Below are 14,754 nucleotides of genomic sequence, written 5' to 3'. Positions count from 1 at the left end.
CCGTCTTACGGCGTCTTGCGATACCGCCGCGCCACGTAGACCACGCTGCCGCCCTTCAGGCCCTTGTAGAGCATCGAGCCCTTCGCACCGGAAAACTCGGCCATGAACTGCTTCAGGAACCAGGCCCGCCCGATGCGCTCGCGCTTGCGGGCCTCGGCCGCGTCGAGGGCGGCGACGACATTCGTCGAGATGTTGCGGCTTGCAACGCATTCCAGGCCGGGTGCCGCGAGCTGCGCATCGAGGGTGGAAAGCTGGCTCTTCGGGCGCATGTCGGCGAAGGTGAACCAGCCGCCGGGCTTCAGCACGCGGGCGACCTCGCGGGCGAAGGCTTCGACGTCGCCGTAGCAATGGGAGGATTCGATGTTGACGACGATGTCGAACGAGGCGTCGGCGAAGGGCATCTTCTCGGCATCGCCCTGCTCGAAGGTGAGGTTCGGCGTGTCGGCGTTGAGGCTTCGGGCGCGGCGGACGGTCTCGGGCGAATAGTCGAGCCCGGTGACGGCGGCGGGGGCGAAATAGCGGGCGACGTAGCGCGCACCGCCACCCCTGCCGGACCCCACCTCGAGCACGCGTGCGCCCTCGACCGGCAGGCCTTCCACCGCCTGCTGGTAGAGCCCGATGAAGGCACGCTCCTTCTCGTCTTCGGGCCGCAGCGGGAAGGCCGCGCCGTCGCCGACGTAGCCGTAGTTCATGAAGCGCCAGTCGCCGTCCTTCCAGAACAGCGAGAGCAGATTGTAGACGCGGCGCCAGATCCATTTCTGGGTGCGCGGGAAACGGCCGGGCGTGGCGATGTCGAGGACGCTGGAAAAGAGACGGCTGCTCATCGGTGCACTTTCACTCCGCGGCGGGGACAGCCGGCGCGGACGCGGCCTCGAGTGCGGTGAACTCGCGGTAGAGCCAGTCCCGCCCCTTGCGGATCAGGTCGTGGTCGTCCTTGTTCAGCGGGCTGAAGCCCGGCAGGTAGTATTTCAGCACCAGCGGCGCGCACTTGCGCCAGTAACCCGGTGCGAAGAACAGCACCCAGAAAAGGCGCGCCCAGAAGCGCGGTCCGGTCTTGATGCCATCGGCCTTGGCGAAGAGTGTCAGATTGCGCAGCGTGATCACCAGAAACGTCCAGGCCACCGCGTTGAACGCCATGGTGCGCAGCATGTAGCGCTTGAAGCCGGAATATTTCGGCGTCGCGGCCTTGAAGACGTGGAGCGCGACGGCCTTGTGCTCCAGTTCCTCCAGCGCATGCCACATCCACAGGCGGCGATAGGCCGGTGCGGCGTTCTCGAGGAACTGCGGATTGCGCAGCGTGACGGTCGAGAGCGTCGCCGTCAGGTGCTCGATGGCGCAGGTGACGGCCAGCCGGAAGATGGGGATCTTGTCGCTGCGTAGCGTCTCGCGCACCGGCTCTTCCATTGCCTCGACATCGTAGCCGAGCTTGCCGAGGGCCTGGTTGTATTCCTCATGCTCGCGGGTGTGGAAAGCCTCCTGCACCGCATAGCCGTTGATCTCGGCGGCGAGCTGGCGATCGGCCAGCCTCGGCGCGTAGTATTTCAACGCCCGGATGAAATAGCGCTCGCCTTCCGGCAGGAAGATCGAAAGCCCGTTGATGAGCGCCGTCTTGTGGAAATCGCCGTCCAGCCAGTGGCGGGTCGGGTTTTCGAGGATGCCGAAACGGATGTCGCGCGGGATGATATCCTCGTCGTCGTTGGCGGGCGCGACGCCTTTCCAGTGGGCGCCATGCCCATTTGCCTGTGGTTCGGCCATCGTAAAGTTTCCCGTTCTGCTGGAACCCGGGCCGCGTCGTGCGCCGGGACATCGTTCTGCGAGGGACTATACTAAACGCGGGTGCAGTGGCAACCGCGCACCTTTGCCGGAGGTATGTGACCGCCCTGCTGTTCAAGAACAGGGTGGGCCATCGTGTCGGCGGGCATTGACGTCGGGTCGTTTCAAAACTTGATCTTGATCAATGCAGGGCGAGGCCGGCCGCACGATTGTAGCGTCAAAAGGGCTGGAAAGGCAGGAGTCGTCCTGCCGCGACAAGGAGAGAGCTGATGTACAAGAAGATCATCGTACCGGTAGACTGCGCCGCGCTCGACAAGGGCGAGAAGATCCTGCGCAAGGCGGCCTCCCTGCTCGACACCGGCGGTGAAATCGTGCTCCTGACGGTAGTCGAGGACATGCCCGGCTATCTTGCGATCGATCTTCCCGTGGACGTCATCGAAAACGCCATCAAGGACGGCAAGGCCAAGCTCGTCGAGCTCAAGGAGAAGACCGGGATCGCCGCCCGCGTCGAAATCCGCAGCGGTGCCGCCGCCCGCGAAATCCTCGCCGCGGCGAGCGAGCACAAGGCCGATCTCGTCATCATCGGCTCGCATGTGCCGGACTTCTCCAACTACCTGATCGGCGCCACCGCGGACCGGGTGGTCCGCCACTCCAAGTGCTCGGTGCTCGTCGACCGCTGAGACGGAGCAAAGGCAAGGAGCGACCTCATATGGACACCAAGAAATACGAAAACATCCTGCGCCAGCGCCATCTCGAAATCCTCGCGCGGCTCAACAAGATCGATGCCGATTTGAGCGAGCAGAAGAGCCCGGATTTCGAGGACCAGGCCACCCAGGCCGAGAATGACGAAGTGCTCGAGGAATTCGGACAGGTCGGCGAGACCGAGCTGAAGGCGATCGACGCGGCGCTGAAGCGCATCGAGCAGGGCACCTTCGGCATCTGCGTGACCTGCGGCCAGCCGATCTCCGAGGAACGGCTGGATGCCGTGCCGCACACGCCGTTCTGCCAGGACTGCGTGCCCGGCTGAGGCCGGCGCGGAATACCCCTCCCGGACGGGCCCGCCGGCGGGGTTCGGAGACGATGATCATGTCTCCGGACCGCCGCCGGCTTCTTCGTGTCGGAGAAGGATGGCTCAGTGCAGCAGCGCGCCGGCCGTACCGCCGACGAGCAGCACCAGTGCGATCAGGATGGTGAGCGCCGCGCCCGGCCCGCGACGTTTCGCGTCGGCGTAGTATTCGGTGGCATAGAGCACCCGTGCGCCCGTCCAGCAGAGGCCGAGAATGCCGGCGACCGGATCGGAGACGTAGACGCCGAAGAGCCAGAGCGCCGGCAGGAACAGCACGAGCTGTTCCACCGTGTTCTGCTGGACGCGGAAGATGCGCTCGAAGGCCTCGTCGCCGGTGATCCGCGGCGCTTCGATGCCGAACTGCCTGCGGGCACGGCCGACCTTGATCATGAACCAGGCATAGGCGACGAGCGCGGAGAAGGTGGCGAGAACCGTGAACCGCATGGCTTCCTTCCTCGGATGGCAGCGCGCCGATCTGATCGCCCACGCAGGTGATCGCGACGCCTGCGGATTTGTAGGCCGAAGCGGAGGGCCGTGCAAGCGCCGCCGACCGCTTGCCGGACGTCGCAAATTCGCCCATGATGGCGTCTATCCGGACGGGAGAAGAACGCCGGACAAAGACCTCAGGGGACAAGCCGATCCGATGACCGAACCGTTCCATTTCGGTAGACCGTACGATTTCCACGAGCTGGTGGCCGACGGCATCGTCCACGGCGTCGGCGTGGTGTTCGCGCTCGTCGGGGCGACGGCTCTGATCTTCTATGCGACCGTCTGGACGAGCTATGCCGAGATGGCCGCAGCCTGGATCTACGGCCTCGGCCTAGTCATCGCGCTTGCCGTCTCGTTTACCTACAACATGTGGCCGCATTCGCGCACCAAGTGGATTCTCCGGCGTTTCGACCACTCGGCGATCTTCGTGCTGATCGCCGCCACCTACACGCCCTTCCTGGTCAAGGGCGCGCATGACTGGGCGATCTTCGCGCTGCTGATCGGCATCTGGGCGACCGCCGTCGTCGGTATCACGCTCAAATGCCGCTATCCCGGCCGCTACGACCGGCTGGCGATCCTCCTCTATCTCGCCATGGGCTGGAGCGGCGCGCTGGCGCTCGGTCCGATTTCGCAGACCTTGCCGAGCATCACCGTGCTCCTGATCGTTGTCGGCGGCTGCATCTATTCGGCCGGCGTGATCTTCCACGTCTGGGAACGGCTGCGCTTCCAGAACGCCATCTGGCACGGCTTCGTGGTCACTGCCGCCGCCGTTCACTACTCGGCGGTCGTCACCGCCTTGAGCTTCTGAACGGAGCCCTCCCGGGACTCTGTCTCAGCCGACCTTGGTCAACACCACCGCGTAGCGGCAGGGCTTGTCGCCCTCGTTCCTGAAACAGCAGTCGGCCGGTGGCCCGAGCGCCAGGCAGTCGCCCTGGCGAAGCCTGTGTACCGTCTCGCCCTCCACGAAGGTGAGCGCGCCTTCGAGCACCCAGACAAGCTGACGCAGGAAGGTGAAGGCGGCGGCGCCATAGGGTACCTCGGCGCCCGGCGGCAGCTCGACCTCGACGATCTCGAGGGGCATGTCGACGACCGGCGAGACATGGCGGCGGCGATAACCGGTCGCGGGATCGGTCCAGACCGGCTGTTCGTCGCTGCGAAGGAGGCGCCTTCCACCGGCTTCCGCCCGGGCGACCAGCGTCGAGACGCTGAGCGACAGAGCGCCGGCGAGCCTGCCGAGGAGTGCGGCCGTCGGACTGCTCTCGCCGCGCTCCACCTTGTGAATCATCGCCCGGGAAACACCGGCTCGCTCGGCGAGATCGGAGAGCGACCAGCCGCGCGAAAGCCGCTCGACGCGAATTCTCTCCCCTAGACAGCGATCCAGATCGTCTGATATGTTTGACATAAATTCACTATAGTGGACAACTCGCCATGACGCAACCGATCCTGATCCGCAACGCGACCGAGGCCGATCTTGCCGCGATCCGCGACATCTACAACGACGCCGTGGAGCACACGACGGCGATCTGGAACGATCAGCTGATCGATGTCGAGAACCGCCGCGCCTGGCTGGAGCTGCGCCGCGCAAGGGGGTTCCCGGTGCTCGTCGCCGAGGTGGACGGCAAGGTCGCGGGCTACGCCTCCTACGGCGACTGGCGGGCCTTCGACGGCTACCGCCACACGGTCGAGCATTCGGTCTACGTCCACAAGGATGCGCGCGGCGGCGGCATCGGCAAGGCGCTGATGAAGGCGCTGATCGAGCGGGCGCGCGAGGGCAGGGTGCACGTGATGATCGCCGCGATCGAGGCCGGCAACACCGCCTCCATCCGGCTCCACGAGAGCCTCGGCTTCCGCCTCGTCGGAATCCACGAGGAGGTCGGCACCAAGTTCGGCCGCTGGCTCGATCTGGCGATGATGGAACTGAAGCTCTGAGGTCGGGGGCCATCGCCCGAAACGGCGCCTGTCCTGCCGCTGTCGCTGATCGGCACGGCAATCCTCGACGAACTCCTCCCCGAACAGAACGTGCGTCCGAAGCTGCCCGGCTGACCCTTTCCCGTTTTTTTATTGACAATTGATGGAAATCAAATCAAATCTACGAAGCTTCGTATATATGGTGACAAATAGATATATGCCTGACGAAGCGGGAGGTTCTTTATGGCTCATGTTGTTGTTCTCGGTGCCGGCCTCGGTGGCACCATCATGGCCTACGAGTTGAGGGACGTGCTGTCACGCGACGATCGCGTCAGCGTCATCAACAAGGGTTCGGTCTATTCTTTCGTACCGTCGAACCCGTGGGTCGCCGTCGGCTGGCGCGAGCGCGAGACGGTCGAGGTCGATCTGGCGCCCGCCTGCAAGCGCCGCGACATCGCGCTCTACCCGCAAGGGGCGAAGCGCCTGCACGCCGCCGAAAACCGCATCGAACTCACCGACGGCACCTCCGTCGACTACGATTATCTGGTGATCGCGACCGGTCCGGAACTCGCATTCGACGAGATCGAGGGCTTCGGCCCCGAGGCTCATACCCAGTCGGTCTGCCACATCGATCACGCACTCGCCGCCAAGGATGCCTTCGACAGACTGGTCGCCAATCCGGGACCGGTGGTGATCGGCGCCGTGCAGGGCGCCTCCTGCTTCGGTCCGGCCTACGAATTCGCCTTCATCCTGGAGAAGGCGCTGCGCGACGCCAAGGTGCGTGACAAGGTGCCGATGACCTTCGTCACCTCCGAGCCCTATATCGGCCATCTCGGCCTCGACGGGGTCGGCGATACCAAGGGCCTGCTGGAAAGCGCGCTGCGCGCCAAGCACATCAAGTGGATCACCAACGCCAAGGTGCAGAAGTTCGAGGACGGCAAGGTCATCGCCGACGAGCTCAACGAGGACGGCTCGGTGAAGACCACCCACGAGGTGCCCTCGGCCTATACGATGATGCTGCCCGCCTTCCGCGGCGTGGAAGCGGTGCGCGATATCGAGGGGCTGACCAATCCGCGCGGCTTCATCCTCGTCGACCGGCACCAGCAGAACCAGAAGTTCCAGAACGTCTTCTCGGTCGGCGTCTGTGTCGCCATCCCGCCGATGGGCAAGACCCCGGTTCCGGTCGGCGTGCCGAAGACCGGCTTCATGATCGAAAGCATGGTGACGGCGACCGCGACCAACATCGCCCGGCTGGTCCGCGGCGAGAAGCCGAACGCCGAAGGCACCTGGAATGCCGTCTGCCTTGCCGACTTCGGCGACGGAGGCATCGCCTTCGTGGCGCAGCCGCAGATCCCGCCGCGCAACGTCAACTGGTCGTCGCAGGGCAAGTGGGTGCACGCCGCCAAGATCGGCTTCGAGAAATACTTCCTGCACAAGATCAGGAGCGGCCGCTCCGAGCCCTTCTACGAGAAGCTCGCTTTGCAGGTGCTCGGCATCGACAAGCTCAAGGCCGTCAAGTTCGACAGCGAGTGAGCGGGCGCGGCCGGAGGGCCGCGTTCCGTGGCGCTAACCGCAAATTTCCGTCATGCCGGCTGCGTGGATCGTGGATCCTCGGGTCAAGCCCGAGGATGACCACCCTTCGGTTTGGGACAGGGTGTCCCGTCCGTCGTTTCCATCGGGCGAAACATGTCTTTGGGCAGTCACCCCACCCGGAGCACCGTCATCCTCGGGCCTGACCCGAGGATCCACGCACAAGCCGATGCTCTCTCCGTGCTGGCGACGCGTCAGGAACCTGCGGCGTCGATCTGGAACACCCTCTTCTCCCCGGCGGGGAGAAGTGCCGAGCGAATGCGAGGCGATGAGGGGAAGCCACTTGTCCCGATGTTCAGCCCTTCAACCGGCGCTGCGCGCCAGCTTCTCCCCGGCGGGGAGAAGAGGACCGGATATCACTCGTCCGGCCGCTCCGGCGGTCGGCGCGGCAAGGCCCTCGTCGAGGCGGACGAAGGTGACGCCCTTTTCCTTCAGCGCATGAATGCCGCGGGCGACCCCTTCGCCGGCCGAACGGCTCGGCTGGTTGACGTGCGCGATGATGACGTCGCCGTCCTTCGCCGCCGCGATCCGCTTCTCGGCCATGCCGGCGATGAGGCCCGCGCCCTGGTCGCCGTTCACCGAATAGCCGGCGATGTGGTAGCCCATTTTCTCGATCTCGGCGATGGCGGTCGTGCTGTAGCGGGCGGTCGCGCCACGGAACCAGCGCGGCACCGGCGAGCCGGCGGCGACGATCGCGCGCGCTCCGCCCTCGACTTCGGCGGCGACCGCAGCCGGCGAACCCGCGGCCGGAATGCCATAGACCGCGAGCGGCCGGTCGACGGCCGGCACGTGGTTTTCGCCGTGATCCTCGATCTCGAAGAGGTCCGGCCGGCTCTGCAGCCGCTTCACGACCTGCGGATTGCGCCGCACCCAGCGGGTGGTGACGAAGATCGTCGCCGGAATTTCCTCGCGGAAGAGCTCGCCCAAGATACGCTCGTCGGCCGCCCCCGAACAGGCATCGAGCGTCAGCGCGACGCGCGGCGCCGCCGGCCCGCCGCGGGCGATCACAAGCTTCGGTTCGACGAGGCCGTCACGCGCCCCGGCGGTTGCCGGGACGACGAGAGAGGCCGCGAGCGTTGCAGAAAGGAAGAAGAGGCGCATGGGAGACCGGGGAAACGGAGGGACTGCGCTTCCTTCCGCCGCCAAGGTGCCGGAATTGTGGCAAGGGGGTAGGTGTGCTGGTTCACCGGCTATCCGGGTGTATCCTCCTCGTTCTCGGAAAGGAGTTCGTCGGGTGCGTAAGCATCCTTCTGCCGGCCGTCCCTGATCGCCACCACCTCGATCACGCCGTCGCGGTATCGCGTCGTCAGGACGAGAGGCGGCATGCTCACCTTGCGCGTCCCTTCGAGCACGCCCTTCTCGGTCATCTCCGGAAAGGAAGACAACAGGCTCTTCTGCCTCTCCAGGCGATCGATCAGCCTCCTGGCTGCGGCGGGATTGACAGCGGCAAGTTCGGCGATCTTTTTCAGGAACCAGCGTTCGGCGCTCTTCGAAAGGCGAACCGGCGGCATCAGCCGGCCCGGCGACGACGGCGATCCTCGGCTTCTTCGACGAGGCGGAGGGCCTTCGCAATCACCTCATCGAGGTCGACGCTTTCACCGCGATCGAACTCCGCGATGCCCTCGGCATCCTGCAGGATCTCGGCGCCTTCACCGGCGAGATAGTGGGCAAGTGCCGTTTGAAAGACCCAGGCGCGGTCACGATCGAGTGCCGCGGCGATGCGATCAAAGTCGGCGACCAGTTGCCGGGGCAACTGGAGCGAAACCTGCGTCTTTTCGGTCTGCGTCATAGGTGGTCGCCTCTGTGATACAGCAGATGACAGTGTAACCCGGCACGTTCGAAATACAAAGTCGCGTGACAGCACCCGGTCGCTCCCCGCCTTCCCGCCGATTCCGCCTTGATAGGCCGGCGCCCGGTCTCTATCTGTCCCAGAAGCAATTTCCCCACCTCAAGAGAGGCTTCGCCCTTGTCCGTATTCCCGAACCTGCCCACGCCGCCCGCCGCCGAGAAGAAGCCCGTCTCCGACACCCGCCACGGCATCACCCGCACCGACGACTATGCCTGGATGCGGGCGGAAAACTGGCAGGCGATGTTCAAGGACCCTTCGCTGCTCGACGCGGAGCTGCGCCGGCATCTCGAGGCCGAGAACGCCTATATGGACGCCGCCATGGCCGACACCAAGGCGCTGCAGGAAAAGCTCTTCGCCGAGATGAAGGGCCGCATCAAGGAGGACGATTCGTCGGTACCGATGAAGGACGGCCCCTTCGCCTATGGCACCGCCTTCGTCACCGGCGGCGAGCAGCCGCGCTATTTCCGCATCCCGCGCGACGGCGACCACAAGGACGAGGCGAGCCGGAAACTGCTGCTCGACGGCGACAAGGAAGCCAGGGGCAAGGACTATTTCCGCCTCGCCGGCCTCGACCACACGAGCGACCACGCCTTCGGTCTCTGGGGCTATGACGACAAGGGTTCGGAATACTTCACGCTCAGGGTGCGCGACCTTGCAACCGGCGAGGATCTTCCCGACGTGATCGAGAACACCGGCGGCGGCGGCGCCTGGGCGCCGGACGGCAAGAGCTTCTTCTACACCCTGCAGGACGACAACCATCGCCCCTCCAAGGTCTTCCACCACATCGTCGGTGAGCCGCAGTCTTCCGACCGGCTGGTCTATGAGGAGACGGACCACGGCTTCTTCATGGGCGTCGGCGGCTCGCTGCTCGACGATTTCATCTATATCGACATCCACGACCACGAGACGAGCGAGTTCCGCATCCTCTCGACGAAGGAGCTGACGGCCGAGCCGCTGCTGGTCGCCGCGCGCGAGGAGGGGGTCGAATATTCGCTCGCCGAGGGCGGCGACGTCTTCTACATCCTGACCAACGACGGCGGCGCCAAGGATTTCAAGATCATGGAGGCGCCGGTTGGCGCTCCCTTCAAGGAGAACTGGAAGGAAGTGGTGCCGCATACGCCCGGCCTGCTGATCCTCTCCCACATGGCCTTCGCCCGCCACCTCGTCTGGCTGCAGCGCCGCGACGGCCTGCCGGAAATCATGATCCGCGACCGGAAGACGGGCGAGGAGCACGCGATCGCCTTTGCGGAAGAGGCCTATTCGCTCGGGCTTTCGGGCGCCGCCGAATACGACACCGACGTCATCCGCTTTTCCTATTCGTCGATGACGACGCCCTCCCAGCTCTTCGACTACAACATGGCGACGCGCGAGCGCACGCTCTTGAAGACCCAGGAAGTGCCCTCCGGCCACAACCCGGACGACTACGTGACACGGCGGGTCTTCGCGCCTGCCCATGACGGCGAGAAGGTGCCGGTCACACTGCTCTACCGCAAGGATACCAAGCTCGACGGCTCTGCACCGTGCCTGCTCTATGGCTACGGCGCCTATGGCATCACCATTCCCGCCGGCTTCAACACCAACTGCCTGTCGCTCGCCGACCGCGGCTTCGTCTATGCCATCGCCCATATCCGCGGCGGCAAGGACAAGGGCTTTTCCTGGTACGAGGACGGCAAGATGGAGAAGAAGGTCAACACCTTCAAGGACTTCATCACCGCCGCCGACCATCTGGTGAAGGAGGGCTTCACCGCTTACGACCGGATCATCGCCGAAGGCGGATCGGCCGGCGGCATGCTGATGGGGGCGGTCGCCAACATGGCGCCGGAAAAATTCGCCGGCATCATCGCCGCCGTGCCCTTCGTCGACGTCCTGAACACCATGCTGGACGACACCCTGCCGCTCACGCCGCCGGAATGGCCGGAATGGGGCAACCCGATCGAATCGGAAGAGGAGTATCGCTGGATCGCCGCCTACAGCCCCTACGACAATGTCGGCGAAAAATCCTATCCGCCGATCCTCGCACTCTCCGGCCTCACCGACCCGCGCGTGACCTACTGGGAGCCGACCAAATGGGTGGCGAAGCTGCGCGAGACGGCGCCCGAGGCAGGCCCCTATCTCCTGAAGACCAACATGGCCGCCGGCCATGGCGGCAAGTCCGGCCGCTTCCAGCGCCTCGAGGAAATCGCCTTCGAATACGCCTTTGCGGTGAAGGTGGCGGGGAAAATGTGAGGGGGCGTTCGTTTCTCTAAGCCATTGCCCCTCCACCGTCTCGCGCTAAGTCTGTAACGGCGGCGGCGCGCCGCCTTCCGCCCGGAGAGGAGAGACGATGCCCGCCTATGTCGCCCTGATCCGCGCCGTCAATGTCGGCGGCACCGGGAAACTGCCGATGGCGGAGCTGAAGGCGCTCGCCGAAGGCCTCGGCTTCGCCGAGGTCTCCACCTATATCCAGTCCGGCAACCTGATCTTCCGCGACGGCGGCGATCCGGCGGTGATCGCCGCGCGGCTCGACGCGGCGCTCGGCATTCGTCTCGGCAAGGCCCCCGGCGTCTTCGTCCGTACACCGGCGGAGCTCAGGGCCGTCCTCGACGGCAATCCCTTCGGGGCAATGGCGCCGGAGCGCGTGCTCGTCAGCTTCTTCGGTGAGGCGCCCGGCGACGACGCCCTGCACGGTTTCCTCGCCCCCGACGGCGAGGAGGCGGTGGTGCGCGGCCGGGAAATCTACGTGCACTACCCGATCGGCTCCGGCCGCTCGAAGATCAGGCTCCCGGCGCTGAAGGCCGGCACCTCCCGCAACATCAACACCGTCGCCCGGCTGGCTGAACTCGCTGGTGGGATCGAGGAGGGGTGAGGGCGGAGCGTGCACTCGGCTTTGCCGGAACGGCGCGACCCTCAAGGAGGGCCGTTATGTATTGGACGACATATTCTCGAGCATGTCCGCAGATTTTCAAAAATACAGCCGGTTTTCAGGGCTTACTCTCTTCACCAGATGGCACTACCAGTCTCTGCATATTGTCGTTCCTTTCGCCTTCTAGTGGATAGAGCTATATGCGTACAAAGAACCGGGTACTCCTTCTGGGCTCCCTCGCGTCGGTCGTCGTCTATCTGATCTGGCTTACGTTCTTTGCCTTTCCCGATGTCACGGTACGCTATCGCATCGATGCCGATTTCGAGGTCGATGGCAGTCCTGCCAGGGCAACGGCCATCTGGGAGGTCATCTACAAGTCGCATCCGACCATGAACGGCAGTTGGAAAGGTATCACAACTGACGTGCTGGCTGATGCAGCCACCGCCAAGTTGCCGAGCGGACACCTTCTGCTCGTCAGCGTCAATGGTCCAGATCTCAACTACTATCGTTATCAGATCGAGAGATGGAACTATCCAAACCTCATCCCGCTGAAACTGCTTCATCTCGAACGGGCAGGAGACCGGGAGACCATCGACGCGCTGAGGAAGGCCGCCTCCGAGCGCCGGACAATGCCGTTCGGGCTGGAACTCTTGCCGAAACTCTGGATCCTGCCCGACCCCAAAGACCCTACAACACTCTATGAACCAGAGGTCTGCGATCAGCAGGCTCAGTGCCCAGTCCGGTTTATAAAAGGCACAATCACGTTCGTCAGAAATCGCCAATACACCGACATAACCTCGACCTTTCCATGGCTTGCAGTGCAGCAGGCCCTTTGGACCAAGGCGCAAATCGAAAAGGCCCCGGCAGGGAAGAGGTCTCCCGCAACGAACATGTTCACCAGGAGACTTTGATGATTTCTGTACAGGACGCCGCGCGCTCTGAACACGCCGTCGGGTGCTGAAGCCAAAGAATCGAGGAATTTCCCCGTGCAAGGTCCCTGCCGGTTTCGCGACCCTCACCGATCTTGCATCATCCAGCATCAAGAGACAGCCGAGGGGAGGGCCGCGCATCTCGACGCTCATTCCGCTTCTGGCGCCGTTTGATGTCGATCAACGACGGCGACGGGCCGATCGCCGAGTTTCATCGTGCCTTCTGCCGCAGGGGGTGATTCGAAGGGGCGGGGCCAGCTCGTCCTCTGCGACATCTTCGACGGCGCCTCGCCACGCGCACCATAGGCCGCTTCACGGGCGGCGCCGCTAGCTGATTTGCCCCCGGCTGGCAATGGTGCTGCGTGACCCGACGCAAGTTTCGCGCAAGCTTCAAAAGTTAACAAAAGGTTAACAACTGAAGAAGTGAGCGTGAAATGCGGATCGAAAGTGGCCTCGGCGGCTATTCTTATCAGAACCGGTATGTGCGCACCGTTGCCGAGACGGAGGAGCTGGCCGCCGAGACGACGGCTGCCGCAAATCCGCGCCGCGCCGGCGGGCCCGCTTTCAGCAGCACTTTCGTCTCCGCCTCGCTCGCCACCGCACTCTGGAGCCTGGACGGCGGTCGCCGTTCCGGCACCACGACGACCCTCGCCGCATCGCCTGTCGACGGCAGCGAGGCCGAACGCTCGCAGCTCGAACAGGTCGAGGCGCTCTACCGCGAATTCGGTCCCGTCGAGGACATGGAAGACTGAGCGGCGGCCAAACTCTCTCTTTTCTCCGTCAATGCACGTGATCGTGGCGGTTGTCATGGGCATGGTCTTCATGCCCTGACGCGGCGTGATCGTGGCCCGTGCCGCAGGCACCGCTGCCGCAGCAGCCCTGGTCGACCACCTCGGCCAGCGCTGCTGCCCCGCCGCGGCGCCATTCCTGCCAGGATTGGCTGAGGATCTGCACCGACGAATTGAGGAAGAGGCCCGCCATCACGGCGGCGACGGCGAGGTCCGGCCAGGCGGTCGCGGTGCCCCAGACGCCGAGGGCGGCGATCATCACGATGACGTTGCCGATCGCATCGTTGCGCGAGCAGAGCCAGACGGAGCGCACATTGGCGTCGCCGTCCTTGTAGCGCATCAGGAGCAGCACGCTGGTGACGTTGGCGGCGAGCGCCAGGAAGCCGATCAGCCCCATCACCGGCGCTTCGGGCATGCCGTCGTAGAAGACCCGCCAGAGCGTGGTGGCGAAGACGAAGAGCCCCATCAGGAAGAGGCTCGCGCCCTTGCCGGCGGCCGCAAGGCTGCGCACGCCGAGCGGCGCGCCGATGACGGCGAGCGAGATGCCGTAGGTGACGGCATCGGCGAAGAAGTCGAGCGCGTCGGCCTGTAGCGCCTGCGAGCGCGCGAGCTGGCCTGCCGTCATCTCCACCACGAACATGCCGGCATTGATGGCGATCACTGCCCAGAGCCGGCGCTTGTATTCGGCGGAGACGCCCTCGAAGGTTCCGTGGCTATGGCCGCAGCTCGCACTCATCGCTCTTCCTTCCCTCTTGATCCTGCAAGGCTTGACCCTACCTAGTCTCTCTAGCGACTAGAGGTTCAAGAGGGGCGGGCGAAAAAAATGCTGTCGATCGGCGACATGGCGAAGCGGACCGGGGTGAAGGTCCCGACGATCCGCTACTACGAACAGATGGGGCTGATTTCCGCCGCCGACAGGACCGGCGGCAACCAGCGGCGCTACGAGACGAGCGATCTCGAGCGGCTCGCCTTCATTCGCCACGCGCGCGACCTCGGCTTTCCGATCGAGGCGATCCGCGAGCTTCTGGCGCTGAGCGGCCATCCGGAACGGCCCTGCGAGCGCGCCGACGAGATTGCCCGCGAACAGCTCGCCGAGGTGCGCGAGAAGATCGCCCGGCTGCGCAAGCTCGAAACGGAACTCTCCCGCATCGCCGCCTGCTGCGACGGCCACAGCGTCGGGGACTGCCACGTCATCCGCGCCCTCTCCGACCACGGCCTCTGCGAGGGCGAGCACTGAGGGGAGTATTCTGGCGACCGATCTCCCCCCTTGAGGGGGAGATGTCACGAAGTGACAGAGGGGGGTGCCCCCAATCTCGGCGCTTGCACTGACACCCCCCTCTGCCCTGCCGGGCATCTCCCCCTCAAGGGGGGAGATCGGCACTGAGGCACCGCGTTGGCCGTCCCTCTCCCCGTTCCTACGGGGGGCCGAAGGACGGGCAGAGACACGCGGCTCTGCCCTGGCAGGTCAGGGTGAGGGGCAGTCGTAAGGGGCGCACGCCTCCGTCCTCCGTCATGCCGGG

18 protein-coding genes are annotated in these 14,754 nt (G+C 64.9%); 10 read left to right on the top strand and 8 right to left on the bottom strand.

Going from position 1 to position 14,754, the window contains the following annotated elements; translation table 11 throughout:
• Positions 1-5: 5 nt before the first annotated feature.
• Entirely contained in the window at positions 6-824 is an 819-nt protein-coding gene (locus NHF53_RS05305; protein WP_252833383.1) for a class I SAM-dependent methyltransferase, read from the bottom strand.
• A 10-nt stretch (positions 825-834) separates the two neighbouring features.
• Positions 835-1,755: a metal-dependent hydrolase gene (locus NHF53_RS05300; RefSeq protein WP_114365077.1), complete on the bottom strand. Its 921-nt coding sequence runs from the start codon at positions 1,753-1,755 to the stop codon at positions 835-837.
• Between the two features lie 287 nt (positions 1,756-2,042).
• Between NHF53_RS05300 and NHF53_RS05295 the strand changes: the two genes are divergently transcribed.
• Entirely contained in the window at positions 2,043-2,453 is a 411-nt protein-coding gene (locus NHF53_RS05295) for a universal stress protein (RefSeq protein ID WP_114365076.1), read from the top strand.
• 29 nt (positions 2,454-2,482) lie between these two features.
• A complete protein-coding gene (locus tag NHF53_RS05290; RefSeq protein ID WP_114365075.1) occupies positions 2,483-2,800 on the top strand; it encodes a TraR/DksA C4-type zinc finger protein in 318 nt (105 codons plus the stop codon).
• 105 nt (positions 2,801-2,905) lie between these two features.
• On the opposite strand, the gene NHF53_RS05285 is transcribed toward NHF53_RS05290, so the two are convergent.
• Positions 2,906-3,283: an MAPEG family protein gene (locus NHF53_RS05285; RefSeq protein WP_252833382.1), complete on the bottom strand. Its 378-nt coding sequence runs from the start codon at positions 3,281-3,283 to the stop codon at positions 2,906-2,908.
• Between the two features lie 199 nt (positions 3,284-3,482).
• Here NHF53_RS05285 and NHF53_RS05280 point away from each other — a divergent pair, with 199 nt between their 5' ends.
• The gene (locus tag NHF53_RS05280) at positions 3,483-4,136 is read left to right on the top strand and encodes a hemolysin III family protein (protein WP_252833381.1); all 654 of its coding nucleotides are present in this window, start codon (positions 3,483-3,485) and stop codon (positions 4,134-4,136) included.
• A gap of 24 nt (positions 4,137-4,160) precedes the next feature.
• On the opposite strand, the gene NHF53_RS05275 is transcribed toward NHF53_RS05280, so the two are convergent.
• Positions 4,161-4,730 carry an XRE family transcriptional regulator gene (locus NHF53_RS05275; protein ID WP_252833380.1) on the bottom strand — a complete coding sequence of 190 codons (570 nt, stop codon included), beginning with the start codon at positions 4,728-4,730 and terminating at the stop codon, positions 4,161-4,163.
• Between the two features lie 26 nt (positions 4,731-4,756).
• Between NHF53_RS05275 and NHF53_RS05270 the strand changes: the two genes are divergently transcribed.
• Positions 4,757-5,257 (top strand): GNAT family N-acetyltransferase, encoded by a 501-nt coding sequence (locus NHF53_RS05270; protein ID WP_252833379.1) that lies wholly within the window; start codon positions 4,757-4,759, stop codon positions 5,255-5,257.
• 222 nt (positions 5,258-5,479) lie between these two features.
• Entirely contained in the window at positions 5,480-6,769 is a 1,290-nt protein-coding gene (locus NHF53_RS05265) for an NAD(P)/FAD-dependent oxidoreductase (RefSeq protein WP_114365070.1), read from the top strand.
• 360 nt (positions 6,770-7,129) lie between these two features.
• Here NHF53_RS05265 and NHF53_RS05260 read toward each other — a convergent pair whose 3' ends face one another.
• From NHF53_RS05260 to NHF53_RS05250, 3 genes are all read right to left on the bottom strand, one after another.
• Positions 7,130-7,927 carry a polysaccharide deacetylase family protein gene (locus NHF53_RS05260; RefSeq protein ID WP_252833378.1) on the bottom strand — a complete coding sequence of 266 codons (798 nt, stop codon included), beginning with the start codon at positions 7,925-7,927 and terminating at the stop codon, positions 7,130-7,132.
• Positions 7,928-8,016: 89 nt separating this feature from the next.
• The gene (locus NHF53_RS05255) at positions 8,017-8,337 is read right to left on the bottom strand and encodes a type II toxin-antitoxin system RelE/ParE family toxin (RefSeq protein ID WP_114365068.1); all 321 of its coding nucleotides are present in this window, start codon (positions 8,335-8,337) and stop codon (positions 8,017-8,019) included.
• Entirely contained in the window at positions 8,337-8,615 is a 279-nt protein-coding gene (locus tag NHF53_RS05250) for a CopG family ribbon-helix-helix protein (protein WP_252833377.1), read from the bottom strand. The genes NHF53_RS05255 and NHF53_RS05250 overlap by 1 nt, the downstream gene beginning before the upstream one ends.
• A 177-nt stretch (positions 8,616-8,792) precedes the next feature.
• Between NHF53_RS05250 and NHF53_RS05245 the strand changes: the two genes are divergently transcribed.
• From NHF53_RS05245 to NHF53_RS05230, 4 genes are all read left to right on the top strand, one after another.
• Positions 8,793-10,901 (top strand): S9 family peptidase, encoded by a 2,109-nt coding sequence (locus NHF53_RS05245; RefSeq protein ID WP_252833376.1) that lies wholly within the window; start codon positions 8,793-8,795, stop codon positions 10,899-10,901.
• A gap of 97 nt (positions 10,902-10,998) precedes the next feature.
• Complete coding sequence (locus NHF53_RS05240) at positions 10,999-11,520, top strand: DUF1697 domain-containing protein (RefSeq protein ID WP_114365063.1); 522 nt, start codon at positions 10,999-11,001, stop codon at positions 11,518-11,520.
• A gap of 197 nt (positions 11,521-11,717) precedes the next feature.
• On the top strand, positions 11,718-12,428 hold the full coding sequence (locus NHF53_RS05235; RefSeq protein WP_252833375.1) for a hypothetical protein: 711 nt from the start codon (positions 11,718-11,720) through the stop codon (positions 12,426-12,428).
• 452 nt (positions 12,429-12,880) lie between these two features.
• Complete coding sequence (locus tag NHF53_RS05230) at positions 12,881-13,198, top strand: hypothetical protein (RefSeq protein ID WP_252833374.1); 318 nt, start codon at positions 12,881-12,883, stop codon at positions 13,196-13,198.
• 28 nt (positions 13,199-13,226) lie between these two features.
• Here the strand turns inward: NHF53_RS05230 and NHF53_RS05225 are convergent, their stop codons facing one another.
• Positions 13,227-13,970 (bottom strand): cation transporter, encoded by a 744-nt coding sequence (locus NHF53_RS05225; protein ID WP_252833373.1) that lies wholly within the window; start codon positions 13,968-13,970, stop codon positions 13,227-13,229.
• An 87-nt stretch (positions 13,971-14,057) separates the two neighbouring features.
• Here NHF53_RS05225 and NHF53_RS05220 point away from each other — a divergent pair, with 87 nt between their 5' ends.
• Entirely contained in the window at positions 14,058-14,471 is a 414-nt protein-coding gene (locus tag NHF53_RS05220) for a helix-turn-helix domain-containing protein (RefSeq protein WP_112690106.1), read from the top strand.
• The last annotated feature ends 283 nt before the right edge of the window (positions 14,472-14,754 follow it).

The organism is Ciceribacter sp. RN22 (genome assembly GCF_024054295.1).
Lineage (GTDB): Bacteria > Pseudomonadota > Alphaproteobacteria > Rhizobiales > Rhizobiaceae > Allorhizobium > Allorhizobium lividum.
This window is presented reverse-complemented; position numbering and strand designations above follow the sequence as displayed.

Bases quoted from the DNA above. Each gene is read 5' to 3' on its own strand.
- NHF53_RS05280 (WP_252833381.1), top strand. From the start codon at position 3,483: ATGACCGAACCGTTCCATTTCGGTAGACCGTACGATTTCCACGAGCTG.
- NHF53_RS05285 (WP_252833382.1), bottom strand. From the start codon at position 3,283: ATGCGGTTCACGGTTCTCGCCACCTTCTCCGCGCTCGTCGCCTATGCC.
- NHF53_RS05290 (WP_114365075.1), top strand. From the start codon at position 2,483: ATGGACACCAAGAAATACGAAAACATCCTGCGCCAGCGCCATCTCGAA.
- NHF53_RS05300 (WP_114365077.1), bottom strand. From the start codon at position 1,755: ATGGCCGAACCACAGGCAAATGGGCATGGCGCCCACTGGAAAGGCGTC.
- NHF53_RS05275 (WP_252833380.1), bottom strand. From the start codon at position 4,730: ATGTCAAACATATCAGACGATCTGGATCGCTGTCTAGGGGAGAGAATT.
- NHF53_RS05255 (WP_114365068.1), bottom strand. From the start codon at position 8,337: ATGCCGCCGGTTCGCCTTTCGAAGAGCGCCGAACGCTGGTTCCTGAAA.
- NHF53_RS05295 (WP_114365076.1), top strand. From the start codon at position 2,043: ATGTACAAGAAGATCATCGTACCGGTAGACTGCGCCGCGCTCGACAAG.
- NHF53_RS05220 (WP_112690106.1), top strand. From the start codon at position 14,058: ATGCTGTCGATCGGCGACATGGCGAAGCGGACCGGGGTGAAGGTCCCG.
- NHF53_RS05225 (WP_252833373.1), bottom strand. From the start codon at position 13,970: ATGAGTGCGAGCTGCGGCCATAGCCACGGAACCTTCGAGGGCGTCTCC.
- NHF53_RS05235 (WP_252833375.1), top strand. From the start codon at position 11,718: ATGCGTACAAAGAACCGGGTACTCCTTCTGGGCTCCCTCGCGTCGGTC.
- NHF53_RS05250 (WP_252833377.1), bottom strand. From the start codon at position 8,615: ATGACGCAGACCGAAAAGACGCAGGTTTCGCTCCAGTTGCCCCGGCAA.
- NHF53_RS05240 (WP_114365063.1), top strand. From the start codon at position 10,999: ATGCCCGCCTATGTCGCCCTGATCCGCGCCGTCAATGTCGGCGGCACC.
- NHF53_RS05305 (WP_252833383.1), bottom strand. From the start codon at position 824: ATGAGCAGCCGTCTCTTTTCCAGCGTCCTCGACATCGCCACGCCCGGC.
- NHF53_RS05260 (WP_252833378.1), bottom strand. From the start codon at position 7,927: ATGCGCCTCTTCTTCCTTTCTGCAACGCTCGCGGCCTCTCTCGTCGTC.
- NHF53_RS05265 (WP_114365070.1), top strand. From the start codon at position 5,480: ATGGCTCATGTTGTTGTTCTCGGTGCCGGCCTCGGTGGCACCATCATG.
- NHF53_RS05270 (WP_252833379.1), top strand. From the start codon at position 4,757: ATGACGCAACCGATCCTGATCCGCAACGCGACCGAGGCCGATCTTGCC.
- NHF53_RS05230 (WP_252833374.1), top strand. From the start codon at position 12,881: ATGCGGATCGAAAGTGGCCTCGGCGGCTATTCTTATCAGAACCGGTAT.